We start from the raw sequence: 14,567 nt of genomic DNA on the forward strand, positions 1-14,567 counted from the left end.
ACGCTCCCTCGTCCAGTGGCTGATCGGGTCGGCCGCCGCTCGGGCCGTCGGACCGGCCACGCGAACCGGGACGCCTCGGCACCGGACGACGTCGCTTGCAACCAGCCGCGACGCTAGTCCGAGGGGTAGTGAGAATTTCCCTAGCAAGCACCAGGTCCGCGCCGGCGGGAGTTCCAGGACTGGGAGTTCCCCGAGTGTTCTGCGCCTACCGTTGACTCCGCAACGCCGTCCGCGCCACCGACTTCGAGCGGAAGTGAGATGTCGATCCCAGCTGAGTCCCCCAGTTCCGACCGCGGTGCCGACGCGGACGTGGTGATCGTCGGCTGCGGTCCGGTGGGGCTGACCCTCGCCCTGCTGCTCGCGCACCGCGGGTGGCGGGTGGCGGTGCTGGAGCGCTACGCCGAGCAGTACCCGTTCCCCCGGGTCGTCACGATCGACGGCGAGACCTCCAGGAACTTCGCCGCCGCCGGGATCGGCGACCAGCTGCACGATCTCGGCGAGCCGATGGGCGTCTACGAGTTCCGCAACGCGGCGGGCGAGGTGCTGCTCAGCTTCGACGCGCCCTACCGCCCCGGCCACCAGGGGTGGCCGAAAGCCGCTGTCATGCACCAGCCTTCGTACGAGGCGGCGTTGCGGACGCACGCCGAGACGCTGCCGAACCTGAGGATGCTCTACGGCCACGAGGTCGAGGACCTGACCGATCACGGTGACCACGTCGAGGTCCGCGCGTCCGGCCCGGCGCTCGCCGACGGTCGCATCACCGGGACGTGGCTGGTGGGCTGCGACGGCGCGAACAGCCTCGTCCGCGAGCGCATCGGCGCGCAGGTCGACGACTTCGGGTTCTCCCAGGACTGGCTGCTGTGCGACGTCGTGTTCCACGAGCCGCGCGAGTTCCACCCCACCGACGTGCAGATCTGCGATCCGGCGCGGCCGACGACGATCGTCGCCAGCGGGCGCGGTCACCGCCGCTGGGAGTTCATGCTGCTGCCGGGCGAGACCGTCGAGGAGTTCAGCACCGAGGAAGCCCTGTGGCGGCTGCTCGAACCGCACGGCGTGTCCCCGGAGAACGCGAAGCTGACCCGCAACATCGTCTACACCTTCGCCGCCGCCATGACCGACCGGTGGCGCAGCGGGCGGATGCTGCTGGCCGGGGACTCGGCGCACCTGATGCCGCCGTTCGCGGGCCAGGGCATGTGCTCGGGCGTGCGGGACGCGGCGAGCCTGGCGTGGCGACTGGACCTGGTCCTGCGCGGCCGGGCCGCCGAACGCCTGCTGGACGGCTACCCCGCCGAGCGCGCCAAGCAGGTCCGGCGCACCACCGACGCCTCGATCGAGATGGGCAAGCTGGTCTCCGAGCTCGACCCGGCCAAGGCCGCCGCCCGCGACGAGTACCTCATCGCCGCCCGCTCGGAGCAGGACCAGCCGGAGGCCGCCCCGCCGTCGTTCGCGCTGGAGGACGGGTTCCTGCGGCGGTCCCTCGGCCGCACCATCGCCGCACCCGCCGGGCAGCTCATGCCGCAGGGCCAGGTGGCGCGCGGCGACCGGCGCGGCCTGTTCGACGACGTGGTCGGCCGCGGCTTCGTGCTGCTGTCCTCCCTGGACCCGGGCGAAGAGCTCGACGAGGAGTCCCGCGCGTTCCTCGACGACCTCGGCGCGCACCTGGTGCGGGTGCTGCCGTTCGGGTCCGGCCCCAAGCACGCGGGACCGAACGAGGTCGTCGACGTCGGCAACACCTACCTGCCGTACCTCGCCGAGTCCCGGCAGGTCGCCGTGCTGGTGCGGCCGGACTTCTACGTCTTCGGCGGGGCGCGCGACCGCGCCGACCTCACCCGGCTGGTGCGCGAGCTGCGCGCCCAGATCACCGGGTCGCCGTCGCTCCAGCGCAGGCCGCTCGCGGCCCGGCGCGACCCGCGGCACTGACCAGAAAGGGCCGACCACCATGTCGACGAGCACCCAGGACTCCGCGACGGCGGAGGACTTCAGCTCCGGATTCCGCAAGCTCAACGCCAAGCACGACTCCGGCCCGCCGCCGGAGCGGGTCAAGGGCGCGGTGTCGGAGATCTACAACGGCGTCGCCTCCTGGTCCACCCAGGGCGACTTCTGGAACTGGGGCCTGCACGACGACGAGGTGCTGCGCGAGATCCGGTCGCTCATCCCGGGTTTCGACGACCACGGCACCGACGGGTTCTCCGAGCAGCTGTACTTCCAGGCGCTGCGCCGGATTCCGATCCCGCTGTCGGACTACGCGGGCAAGAAGGTCCTCGAAGTCGGGTGCGGTCTCGGCGAGGGCCTGAACTTCGTGTCGCGGGTCGTCGACGCCTCGCAGGTCGTCGGGCTCGACCTGTCGCAGGCCGCCACCGATCGCGCCAACGCGCGGCTGTCCCGGGGCGAGCGGCTGCGCTTCGTGCAGGGCGACGCCGAGGACCTGCCCTTCGCCGACGGCGAGTTCGACGTGGTCCTCAACGTCGAGAGCTCCCACAACTACCCGGATCTCGGCGGGTTCCTGAACGAGGCCGCGCGGGTGCTCAAGCCCGGCGGGTACCTCTCGCACATCGACCTGTTCATCGACCAGTCCCACGAGCTGCTCACCCGGATCAAGCGGGAGGACGGGCCGCTGGAGTGGCTGGAGGACGTCGACGTGACCGAGCGGGTGCGCGCCGCGATCCGGAAACGCCTGGCACCGGGCAGCTTCTACCGCCGGAACTTCTCCGCGAAGAAGCTGTCGGTCAAGACGCGGATCATGATGGGGCGCGGCGGAAGTCACCTCGCCGGAGCCGATTTCGTCGGCCATCGCGACGCTCTCGACCGGGTGCTGGAAGCAACCCGCATCCGGCCCCGGCGCGCCCAGCAGTCCTACCACAGCTACCGGCACCACATCGCCCGCAAGAAGCCCTGATCGGCCGAAGCAGTGGGCGTTTCACTAACGCCCGCGCGCCTATCGTGACCTCGTCCGGCCCTTCCACGCCTTGGAGAAGTCTTGACGGACAACGCGAACGCGGTCAGCCAGCAGCCACTGCTCGATCTGACCACCGGATTCATGCGCTTCAAGACCTTCGCGGCCGCGGTGGAGCTGGAGGTGTTCACCCGCCTCGCCGGTGGCCGCGAGGTCACCGCCGAGGAGTTCGCCGCCGAGATCGGGCTGCAGCAGCGCCCGGCGGACATCCTGCTGCCCGCGCTGGTGGCGTTGGACCTGCTGGACAAGCGCGACGGGCGCTACCGGAACTCGGCGATGGCCGAGGAGTTCCTGGTCAAGGGAAAGCCGTACTTCTTCGGCGGTTTCGTGCAGTTCTACGACCGCGGGCTCTACCCCGGCTGGGAGCAGCTGGTGAACTCGCTGCGCACGAACCGGTCGATGTTCGTCGACCCCGAGCAGCAGCAGGAAACCGTCTTCGCCCCCAACGACTTCATGATGAACTTCTTCTGGGAGGCAATGCACGCGCTGGCCGGCTACACCGGCAAGGAGCTCGGCGCGGCCTACGACTTCAGCCGCCACCAGCGGCTCCTCGACGTCGGCGGCGGCTCGGGCGGCATCCCGATCGAGCTGTGCCGGCGGGTTCCGGGGCTGCGCGCGGGCGTGTACGAGCTGCCGCACGTGTGCACCGTGGTCGAGCGCAAGATCGCCGAGGCCGGGCTCACCGACGTCATCGACGCCGTGCCCGGTGACTTCACCACCGACGAGACCCTGCCCGGTGGTTACGACGTCATGCTGCTCAGCCAGGTCCTGCACTGCGGCGACGAGAAGACCAACCGGGAACTGCTGGACAAGTGCTTCGCCGCGCTCGAACCCGGAGGTGCCGTGCTCATCTGCGAGCTGCTGCTCGACCCCGACCGCACCGGCCCCGCCAACGCCGCGGTGATGGGGTTGAACATGCTGGTCAGCCACCCGGGCGGGCAGAACTACTCGGAAGCCGAGTACCAGGACTGGCTGGCCGACGCCGGTTTCGCCGACCTCGAGGTCATCCGCATCGACGCCGCGGGAGCCGACGGCGCCGTCATCGGCCGCAAACCCCGTTGACCTGATTTCCATGGAAATCGGGACCCCGATTTCCATGGAAATCCCGACTTCCCTTGAAATCCGGTGCCGCAGCGGCGCGGGGCCGGGCAGGAGGAGAGCATGACCGACCCCTGCGACGTGCCGGTGCTCATCGTCGGTGGTGGCGGCGCGGGACTGACCGCGTCGATCCTGCTGTCGCTGCAAGGAGTGGAATCGCTGCTGGTCAGCGCGGCGCCGACGACGTCGACGCAACCCAAGGCGCACGTGCTCCACCAGCGGACGATGGAGATCCTGCGCGACGCCGGGGTCGCCGACGCCGTCTACGAGCGGGGCACGCCGCCGCAGAACATGTCCTACGCGGGCTGGTACCTCGACGGCACCGATCACCCCCAGCGCGGGCGCTGCCTGGCGAAGGTGGAGCTGTGGGGCGCCGGCGGCGCGAACCCGGCGTGGCTGGCCGCCAGCGCCTGCCGCCCCGCGAACCTCCCGCAGATGCGCCTCGAACCGCTGCTCAAGCAGCGCGCCGACGAGCTCGCCCCGGACGGGGTCCGCTTCGGCCACGAGGTCACCGCGTTCGAGCAAAACGCCACCGGGGTGACCACCACGGTCCGCGACCGCGCCACCGACCGGACCTACCGGGTGCGCAGCAAGTGCCTGCTGGCCTGCGACGGCGGCCGGATGATCGGCCCGGCGCTGGGCATCGGCTCCGAAGGCGTGGACGACATCGCCCGCATGGTCTCGGTGCACCTGTCGGCCGACCTGTCCAAGTCGGTGTCGGACCCCGAGGTCCTGCTGCGCTGGCTGTGGCTGCCCGAGACCGGTGTCGGCGCAACGCTGCTGCCCGTCGGCCCCGACTCGTGGGGGCCGGACTCCGAGGAGTGGGTGGTGCACACCAGCCCGGTCACCGGCGACCTCGACGCCCCCGACGACGAGTCGGTGCTGGCGGAGGTGCGCCACATCCTCGGGCTCACCGAGCAGGAGATGACGGTGCACACCGTGTCCCGCTGGACGATGGGCGGCTCGGTGGCCGAGCGGTTCCGCGACGGCAGGATCTTCCTGCTCGGCGACGCCGCGCACCGCTTCCCGCCCACCGGCGGCTACGGGCTGAACTCGGCGGTGCAGGACGCGCACAACCTCGCCTGGAAGCTGGCGGCCGTGGTCCACGGCGAGGCCGACCCGGAACTGCTGGACAGCTACGAGGTCGAGCGCCGCAAGGTCACCGGCCGCACGGTCGGGCAGGCCGTCAACAACATCGTCAACCACCTGCAGGCGATCGAGACCGTCGGCATGGGCCCGGGCAGCGTCCCGGAGGAGAACTGGACGTCGCTGCACCGGTTGTGGAGCGGGCGGCCGGAGGACGCGTCGTTCCGCGCGCTGGTGCGCCGCGCCATCGCCAGCCAGTCGATGGAGTTCAACGCCCTCAACCTCGAATCCGGGTACACCTACGAGTCCGACGCGGTGATCCCCGACGGCACCCCGGAACCCTCCAACCCCGACCCGATCCGCCACTACCAGCCCGGCACCCGCCCCGGCCAGCCGCTGCCGCACGCGCAGCTGGAGGACGCCGACGGGCGGCGCTTCCCGATCATGGACCTGGTGCGGCCGGGCCGGTTCCTGCTCATCGCCGGCGAGGACGACCGCTGGACCGGCGCGGCCCGCGAGCTCGTCGAACGCTCCGAGCTGCCGCTGGACGCGGTGAGCATCGGCCACCTCGACGGCGACTACCAGGACCCGCGCTCGGCGTGGGTCGGGCACCGCGGCGTCACCGAGCGCGGGGCGGTGCTGGTCCGCCCGGACCGGTTCGTCGCCTGGCGCAGCCGCGACGCCGCAGAGGACCCGGTCGCGGAGCTGACCGCGGTGTTCACCCGGATCCTCGGCGGCACCGATCACCGCGAGACCCCCGGGGACCGTTCGGGTTCCGCTCCCCGCATCGCCACCCAAGGCACGTCCTGAACAGTTCTGAGGAGCCGATGATGTCCGAGCAGACGAGCACGTCGAACGCCGAGGCCGTCGGCAAGCTCTACGACCGGTTCGCCGCCGAGTCCCGCGACCTGTGGCCCGACGAGGCGGAGGTGCCGAACTTCGGTTTCGGCGAGCACCTGCACTTCGGCTACTGGGAGGACGAGGACGACGACGCGCCGCTGGGCGTCGCCGCGCTGCGGCTGACCGACATGGTGATCGACCGGCTGCGCGTCGACGACACCCACCACGTGCTCGACGTCGGCTGCGGCATCGGCGGTCCGGCGCTGCGCACGGCCCGGCGCACGGGCGCGCGGGTCACCGGCATCACGGTCAGCGAGGCGCAGATCGAGCAGGCGAAAGCCGCTGCCCTGTCGGAGGATCTGCGGCTGGACTTCCAGCTGGCGGACGCGCTGCGGCTGCCGTTCCTGGACGCCTCGTTCGACGCGGCGTTCGCGCTGGAGTCCATGATGCACATGCCGGACCGCAGGCAGGTGCTCGGCGAGATCGCCCGCGTGCTGCGGCCCGGCGGGCGCCTGGTGCTCACCGACTTCTTCGAGCGCGCCCCGATCCCGGAGGTTCACCGCCCGTTCGTGGACCTGCTGCGCGAGACGTCGCTGCTCACCACGGTCCCGGTCGAGGACTACCCGCAGATGCTGCGGGACGCGGGGATGCTCTTCGAGGAGATCCGGGACATCAGCGACCACACCACCCGCAACACCTTCATCGAGATGTCCAAGCCCTGGACGGACTGGGCCGCCGGCAACCCCGACGCGACCCTGGAGCTCGCGCTGGCGGCGGGCATCCCGGCACCGGGGCTCATCGACGTCGAGGAGCTCGGCTACCTCCTGCTTGCGGCCCAGCGCCGCTGAGGGCGGTTCGGGGTCCGAACCGCCCGGCATCTCGGGCGGTTCGGACCAGAATCACCAGGTGACGGGGAGTTCCCGGACGCTGTAGGTGATCGCCGCGTCCCGGTAGTGCAGGTCTTCGAGCGGCGTGGCCAGGGCCAGGGTGGGGATCCGGCGGACCAGGGTGCCGATGGCGACCTGCATCTCCACCCGGGTGAGGAACTTGCCGACGCAGCTGTGCAGGCCGTGCCCGAACGACAGCGAGATCCCGGTCTCGCGGGTGATGTCGAGGCGGTCGGCGTCGGGGTGGGCCGCGTCGTCGCGGTCGGCCGAGGGCAGCAGCAGGATCACGCCGTCGCCCGCCGGGATGGTGCGACCCGCGATCTCCACGTCCTCCACCGCGACCCGGCCCACGCCCCACTGCATGATGTTCTGGTGCCGCAGCAGCTCCTCCACGGCACCGTTGATCAGGCTCGGGTCCTCGCGCAGCCGCGCCAGCTGGTCCGGGTTCCGCAGTAGCGTCATCACGCTCAGCGAGATCGCGCTGGCCGAGGTGTCGTAGCCGGCCGAGAGCAGCATCATCGCCATCGCGGTGATCTCCTCGCGGGTGATCTCGCCGTTGGCGAGGTGGTTTCCCGCCAGCCAGCCCAGCAGGTCGTCGGTGGGCTTCTTCGCCTTGGCCGTCACGAGCCTGCGCAGGTACTGGAACAGCGAGCTCGCCGCGCCCTTGTTCACCGACGGGTTCGCGGTCGGCTCGTTGAGCTTGTGCACCCACCGGCCGAACGCCACCCGATCCCGGTAGGGCACGCCGAGCAGCTTGCAGATCACCGACAGCGGGACCTCCTTGGCGTACTCGGCCACCAGGTCCACCGGCGGTCCCGCCGCGAGCATCGCATCGATCCGCGCGTCCACGAGTTCCTGCAGGTAGGGCCGCATCTCCTCGGCCCGCTTGCGGGTGAACTGGCCGATCACCATCCGCCGGAAGCGGGTGTGCTCGGGAGGGTCGGACTGGACGAAGGCCCCGGGCGGTGCCGGTTCCGGGAAGAACAGCCGCGGGTAGCCCGGGTGCGCCACCGCGGAGCTCAGCCGCTGGTCGCTGAGCGCGGCCCGCACGTCGTCGTAGCGGCTGATCACCCACGCGTCGTCACCGGCCGAGGTCCGCACCCGGCACACCGGTTCCTCCTCGCGGAGCCGCCGGTACTCGGGAGGCGGGTCGAGCCGGTGCTCGGTGTCGCGCGCCATCGGGAACGGGCACGCCCGGAGCTCTTCGCCCATCATCTTCGGACCTCTCTCACCAGCGGACCGGGAATCGTTCGAGGCCGCCGGCGAGCTTGCCGCCCGCGCGGGATTCCAGCTCCGACTGCGGCACCGCGAGGCTCAGCCCGGGCAGCCGCGAGAACAGGGCCGTGAACCCGACCGCCATGATGATCCGCACCAGCGGCGCCCCCGTGCAGTGGCGCATCCCGTGCCCGAAGGTGAAGTGCGGGTTGGGAGTGCGGGTGACGTCGAACCGCTCGGGGTTGGCGTAGACGCGGTCGTCGAAGTTCGCCAGCGAGAAGTCCAGCATCACCAGGTCACCGGAGGGGATCGTCACTCCCCCGATCTCCATGTCCTCGCTGGCGTAGCGCGGCAGCACCGGGCTGCCGATGGTCGCCCGCATCACCTCGTCGACGGCGCGCGCCATGATCTCCGGGTCGTTCATCGCCAGCTCCCGCTGCTCCGGGTTGAGCAGGAACAGCAGCACCCCGAAGTCGAGGTGGCTGACCAGCCCGGCCAGGCCGGTGAACAGCAGGACCACCACGTGCATGCCGATCTCGGAGTCGGTCAGGCCGCTCTCGACGAACCGGGTGATGACGTCGTCGCCGGGGTCGTCGCGGCGCCGCCTGCCGACCTCGGCGGCGAAGGCGAACACCGACTCCATGCCGCCCTCGGCGTGCTCCCGGTCGACGGCGCCGACCCGGTCCATCTGGGTCAGCAGTTCCTCGCGGGCGTCCTCCGGGATGCCGATCATGTCGCACAGCGCGTTCTGCGAGTACACCGTGGAGAACATCTCGTGCAGGTCGGCGGGCTGACCGGCGGCGATGATCTCGTCGATCTTGGCGTGCGCGATGGCCTCCACCCGCGACTTGCGGTCGAGCACGCGGCGGGCCGCGAAGCTCTTGGTGTAGAGGACCCGCTTCTCCTCGTGGACCTGGCGCTCGGTCTCCACGTCGGTGTCGGTGACGAGCATGTCCAGCATCGGGTTGCGCAGGAACCGCGGCGCGTTGGCCGGGTCCGGGTGGTAGCGGGCGAGCCGGTTGTCCTGCAGCAGCTCCTTGACCTCGGCGTGCCGGGTCACCAGCCACGCCTCGTCACCGGCGGGCGTGCGGATACGGCACACCGGTGCCTTCTGCTGCAGGTCGAGGCGGACCTGGCTGAAGCTGAGGATCGACGGCCGTTCGACCCCCACCAGGGGGAGCTCTTCTTCGTGCGTTGCGGTCATGACACCTCTCCGGGTGCGTTCGCGGTCAGGGTCCGGGTGCCGAGCCAGTCCTCGATCACCTGCGCGGTCAGGTCGGAGTCCTCCTTCACCATCGACATGTGGTCGGTCTGCACCAGCCGCATCGCGTCGTGCGGCACGGCCACGTCCTGGCCGGTGATGACCAGGTCGGTGCCGTCGACCTCCTTGGCGCAGCGGACCAGCAGCTTCGGCGCGGAGGTCTCCAGTCCGATGTCGACGATGCGGACGAACCAGTGCGCCATCGCCGACAGGCGGGCGCTGTTGAGGCTCACCGCGGGGGATTCCATGGTGTTGAAGTAGTTGGCGGTCACCGCGTCGAAGTCCATGCCCTCGTGGCTGTCGTAGCGGAGGCTGAGCGTGTCGAGCATGATCACCGCCTCGGGCGTGATGCCCCAGGTCTCCTCCAGCACGGCGGCCGCGAAGTAGGCCAGCGTGCCGCCGGAGGAGTGCCCGACGAGCGCGAACGGTTCGCCGTCGCTGGCGTGCAGCACGGCCTCGGCGACCCAGCGCGCGGCGGCCTCACCGGTGGCCGGGAGCGGTTCGCCGGGTTCGAAACCGACCAGCGGCAGCGCCGCCACCTCGCGCTTGCCGCGCAGCTGCGCAGCCAGCCGCGCGTACATGTGGATGCCCGCAGTGGCGCCGGGGGCGCTGATGCAGATCAGCTTGGGCTGCTTCGGGCCGTCGGCCATCGACACCGGGGTGGGCAGTTCCTCGAGCTCGGCGGGGTTTTCGAACTGCGGCCGCAGCAGGGCGACGTGCTTGAGGACCTGAAGTCCCTGCAGGGTCTGGCCGGAGCTGACCGACTGCATGAACAGACCGTGCAGCGTGTCGCCCGGGTCGGCGGTCGCCCGCAGCCCCGCGACCGGTGCGGCGCTGGGACCGTCGAGGGAGCCGAGTTCGCCGAGCAGGGTCTTGGCGAGCTGCGCGGGCGTCTTGCTGTCGAACACGATCGAGCTGGAGGGCCGCACGCCGAGCTGCTCGGAAAGCTGGTTGCGCAGCTCCACCGCGATCAGCGAGTCGAAACCCAGCTCCAGGAAGTCGCGTTCGGGGTCGACGGCGCTGGGATCGGGGTGCCCGAGCAGCGCGGCCGACATGCCCACGACGAGGTCGCGCAGCATGCCCTCCCGCTCCCCCGGGTCGGCGTCGCGCAGCCGGTCCCGGACGGTGACCGCGGCCGCGCCGGAGGGCCGGGCGGCGGGTTCGTCGGGGTGCAGGCCGCGCAGCAGCGGGGCGACGGGACCGCGGGAACCGGTCTCGACGTGGGCGGCGACCAGCAGGGACGCGTCCGCGTCGAGAGCGGCGTCGAACAGGGCGTGGCCCTGCTCGGGTGCCAGGGGTGGCATTCCGGAGCGGGTGATGCGGTCCATCGCGGCGTCGCTGAGCTCGCCGGTCATGCCGCCCGTCTGCGTCCACGGGCCCCACGCCAGCGACACGGCCGGGAGCCCGGCGGCGCGGCGGTGGGCGGCGAGGGCGTCGAGGTAGGCGTTGGCGGCGCTGTAGTTGCCCTGCCCGGCGCCGCCGAGGACGTTGGCGACCGAGGAGTACAGCACGAACGCCGACAGGTCGAGCTCGCTGGTGGCGCGGTGCAGGTTCCAGGCGCCGTCGACCTTGGGGCGCAGCACGTCGGCGAGCCGCTGCGGGGTGAGCGCGTCGACGAGCCCGTCGTCGAGCACCCCGGCGGTGTGCACGACCGCGCCCAGCGGGTGGTCGGCCGGGATCGACGCGAGCAGGGTCGCGACGGCGTCGGGGTCGGCGACGTCGGCGGCCGCGGTGGTCGCGGTGGCGCCGTGCTCGGCGAGTTCGGCCCGCAGCTCGGCGGCCCCGGGGGCGTCGCCGCCGCGGCGGCTGACCAGCAGCAGGTGCCGGACGCCGCGCCGGGTCACCAGGTGGCGGGCGAGTTCGGCGCCGAGTCCGCCGGTTCCGCCGGTGATGAGCACGGTGCGCTCGGAATCCCAGTCGCCGTGCGGGGTTTCGGCGCGCGGGAGCGCGGTGAGACGGGCGACGTGGGTGGTTCCACCGCGCACCAGGACCTGCGGTTCGTCGGTGGAGATCAGCTCGGGCAGGGTCGCGGCCGACAGCGGTTCGCCGTCGGAGTCGACGAGCAGGAACCGTCCCGGGTTCTCCGACTGGGCGGAGCGCACCAGGCCCCACGCGGTGGCCGAGGCCAGGTCCTCGCCGGTGGTGGCGCCGTGGCTGACGAACACCACGCGCGCGCGGTCGAAGCGCGGGTCGGCGAGGGCTTCCTGGATCAGGCCGAGGACCCGTTCGGCGAGGGCGTGCGCGTCGGCGGCGGCGTGGCCGCCGGAGAGCGTCACCAGGAAGACGTCGGGGGCGATGCCGGTGTCGCCGGTGGCGTCGGCGAGGGTGTCGCCGTAGCCGGTGACGGTCTGGCCGGCGCTGTAGAGCAGGTGGGCGAGGTCGAGCTCGTCGTTGCCGATGATCGCCCAGCGCGCGCCGGAGGAGGCGGTGCCGACGTCGGTGCTCACCCAGTCGAGGCGGTGCAGCGCGCCTCGCGGCTCGTCGAGCTTGCCGAACGCGGCGCGCGGGTCGATCGCCGACTCCGGCCAGTAGCGCTCGCGGTCGAACGGGTACGTCGGCAGCTCGACCCGCCGCGCCCCGGTCCCGGCGAACACCGGCGTCCAGTCGACCGCGACGCCGGAGACGTGCAGCCGGGCCAGCGCGGTCAGGAACGCCACGTCCTCGCCGCGATCCTTGCGCAGCACCGGAACGCACCCGTCGACCATCGCCGACAACGCCCCGTCCGGCCCCACCTCCAGGAACCGCGTGACCCCGCTCCCCCGCAACGACGTCACGAAGTCGTGGAACCGCACAGCCTCCCGAACATGCCGCACCCAAAACTCAGGCGAAGTCACATCCCCCGAAGCCACCACCGGAACCCGAGGCTCCCGGAACGACAACCCCTCAACAACGTCTCGGAACTCCTCCAGAATCGGCTCCATCAAAGCCGAGTGGAAAGCATGAGAAACCTTGAGCTGCTTGAACTCCCAGTTCTTAGCGACCTCAAGAACGGCGTCCTCGTCCCCAGCCAACACGACCGACTCAGGCCCGTTGACCGCCGCCAACGAGATGACACCCGATTGAGAATTGCCATTTTCGTGGGGTCGAATACCGGAGTTTTCGTCGGGTCGAATACTCCGGTATTCGTCCCCCTGAATCTGGGAGTTTTTGACCGCAGAAGGTTCACCCGTTAGGTACGGCAGGACCTCGGACTCGGTCGCGCGGACCGCGACCATCGCCCCGCCCGAAGGCAGGGCCTGCATCAACGAGGCTCGGGCCGAGATCAACGTGCAGGCGTCCTGGAGGGACAACACGCCCGCTACGTGGGCTGCGGCGACTTCCCCGATCGAGTGGCCTGCCACGTGATCCGGGCGGACTCCGAAGGACTCGATCAGGCGATAGAGGGCGACCTCGATGGCGAACAGGGCCGGTTGGGCGACGCCCGTTTGGTTGAGGGCTTCCTCGTCTTCGCCCCACATCACCTCGCGGACCGAGGGATCCAGGTGGTTCAGGACCTCGTCCAGGGACTCGGCGAAGACCGGGTAGCGGGTATGGAGGTCTCGGCCCATGCCGAGGCGTTGGGAGCCCTGGCCGGAGAACAGGATTGCCAGGGGCCCAGTGCTGGCGACGCCTCGGGCTGCTTCGAGGGGGTCGTCTTCGGTGGTGAGGAGGACTGCGCGGTGGTCGAAGGTGGTGCGGGTGGTGAGCAGCGAGTGGCCGATGTCGAGCGGGTTGGCGTCGAGCGCGCGGATCCGCTCGAGCTGGGCGTCGAGCGCCGCCGGGGACTTCGCCGAGACCACCAGCGGGACCGGGCCGGTGCCCGTCGGGGCGGGTTCGTCGGCCGGTTCGGGGGCTTCGCGGAGGATCACGTGGGCGTTGGTGCCGCTGACGCCGAACGAGGACACCCCGGCGCGGCGCGGCTTCTCGCCGCGCGGCCAGGCCTCCGGCTCGGTGAGCAGCCGGGTGCTGCCGGCCGACCAGTCGACGTGCCCCGACGGTTCGGTGACGTGCAGGGTCTTGGGCAGCAGCTCGTGCCGCAGGGCCAGCACCATCTTGATGACCCCGGCGGCACCGGCGGCGGCCTGGGTGTGGCCGATGTTGGACTTGATCGCCCCGATCCGCAGCGGCTGCTCGCGCTCCTGCCCGTAGGTCGCCAGCAGCGCCTGCGCCTCGATCGGATCGCCCAAGGTCGTCCCGGTTCCGTGCGCCTCCACCGCGTCCACATCGGACGGTCCGAGTCCGGCGGAGGCCAGGGCCGCGCGGATCACCTCGCGCTGCGCGGGACCGTTGGGGGCGGTGAGGCCGTTGGAGGCGCCGTCCTGGTTGACCGCGCTGCCCTCCAGCACCGCCAGCACCGGGTGCCCGTGGCGCTCGGCGTCGGAGAGCTTCTCCACCAGCAGCACGCCGACGCCCTCCGACCAGCCGGTGCCGTCGGCGTCGTCGGAGAACGCCTTGCACCGCCCGTCCGGGGCGAGGCCGCCCTGCCGGGTGAACCCGGCGAAGTTCGAGGAGGTCGCCATGACGGTGACCCCGCCCGCCACCGCCAGCGAGCACTCGCCGCCGCGCAGCGCCTGCGCCGCCTGGTGCAGCGACACCAGCGCCGAGGAGCACGCGGTGTCCACCGTCACCGCCGGTCCCTCGAAACCGAAGGTGTAGGCGACGCGGCCGGAGATCACGCTGGCCGCCGTGCCCATCCCGGCGTGCCCGCCGACGTCCTCCTGCGAGCCGATGAGCACGTGCCCGTAGTCCTGGCCGTTGGTGCCGACGAACACGCCGGTGCGGCTGCCGCGCAGCGAAGACGGGTCGATGCCGGCGCGTTCGACCGCCTCCCAGGTGGTTTCGAGCAGCAGCCGCTGCTGCGGGTCCATCGCCAGCGCCTCGCGCGGGGAGATCCCGAAGAAGCCCGGGTCGAACTCGGCGGCGTCGTAGAGGAAACCGCCCTGCAGGGTGGCGCTGCGACCGTCGTCGCCGCCCGCGAGAGTGCCCAGGTCCCAGCCGCGGTCGGTCGGGAAGCCCGAGATCGCGTCGCGGCCGGACTCCAGCACCTCCCACAGGTCCTCCGGCGTGCGCACCCCTCCGGGGAAGCGGCAGGCGAGACCGACGATCGCGACCGGTTCGTGCTTGCCGGCCTCGACCTCCTCCAGCCGTTGACGGGCCTTGTGCAGGTCGGCGGTGACCCACTTCAGGTACTCAACGAGCTTCTCTTCGTCGGGCATGGCCGGTGTGCCTTCCTTCTCGAAACCAGGGA

The 14,567-nt window shown here is 71.4% G+C and carries 7 protein-coding genes and 1 pseudogene; 5 read left to right on the forward strand and 3 right to left on the reverse strand.

Features of this window, described 5'->3' with window-relative positions; genetic code table 11:
• Positions 1-258: 258 nt before the first annotated feature.
• The 5 genes from mhpA to BM424_RS11650 all read left to right on the forward strand — a co-directional run bounded on the left by mhpA (position 259) and on the right by BM424_RS11650 (position 6,825).
• Positions 259-1,920 (forward strand): bifunctional 3-(3-hydroxy-phenyl)propionate/3-hydroxycinnamic acid hydroxylase MhpA, encoded by a 1,662-nt coding sequence (mhpA, locus tag BM424_RS11630; protein ID WP_093416107.1) that lies wholly within the window; start codon positions 259-261, stop codon positions 1,918-1,920.
• A gap of 19 nt (positions 1,921-1,939) precedes the next feature.
• A complete protein-coding gene (locus BM424_RS11635; protein ID WP_093416110.1) occupies positions 1,940-2,896 on the forward strand; it encodes a class I SAM-dependent methyltransferase in 957 nt (318 codons plus the stop codon).
• Positions 2,897-2,977: 81 nt separating this feature from the next.
• A complete protein-coding gene (locus BM424_RS11640; RefSeq protein WP_217649685.1) occupies positions 2,978-4,015 on the forward strand; it encodes a methyltransferase in 1,038 nt (345 codons plus the stop codon).
• 99 nt (positions 4,016-4,114) lie between these two features.
• On the forward strand, positions 4,115-5,947 hold the full coding sequence (locus BM424_RS11645; RefSeq protein WP_093416112.1) for an FAD-dependent monooxygenase: 1,833 nt from the start codon (positions 4,115-4,117) through the stop codon (positions 5,945-5,947).
• A gap of 20 nt (positions 5,948-5,967) precedes the next feature.
• On the forward strand, positions 5,968-6,825 hold the full coding sequence (locus tag BM424_RS11650) for a methyltransferase domain-containing protein (protein ID WP_139274048.1): 858 nt from the start codon (positions 5,968-5,970) through the stop codon (positions 6,823-6,825).
• A 51-nt stretch (positions 6,826-6,876) separates the two neighbouring features.
• On the opposite strand, the gene BM424_RS11655 is transcribed toward BM424_RS11650, so the two are convergent.
• The 3 genes and pseudogenes from BM424_RS11655 to BM424_RS29725 all read right to left on the reverse strand — a co-directional run.
• Positions 6,877-8,079, reverse strand: a complete 1,203-nt coding sequence (locus BM424_RS11655) for a cytochrome P450 (protein ID WP_093416117.1) — start codon at positions 8,077-8,079, stop codon at positions 6,877-6,879.
• A gap of 13 nt (positions 8,080-8,092) precedes the next feature.
• The gene (locus BM424_RS11660; protein ID WP_093416121.1) at positions 8,093-9,283 is read right to left on the reverse strand and encodes a cytochrome P450; all 1,191 of its coding nucleotides are present in this window, start codon (positions 9,281-9,283) and stop codon (positions 8,093-8,095) included.
• Positions 9,280-14,535, reverse strand: a pseudogene (locus BM424_RS29725) (SDR family NAD(P)-dependent oxidoreductase); the annotation flags it as partial. The pseudogene BM424_RS29725 and the gene BM424_RS11660, both read right to left, overlap by 4 nt.
• Positions 14,536-14,567: the final 32 nt, after the last annotated feature.

Origin of the sequence: Saccharopolyspora flava (assembly GCF_900116135.1) — a bacterium.
GTDB lineage: Bacteria > Actinomycetota > Actinomycetes > Mycobacteriales > Pseudonocardiaceae > Saccharopolyspora > Saccharopolyspora flava.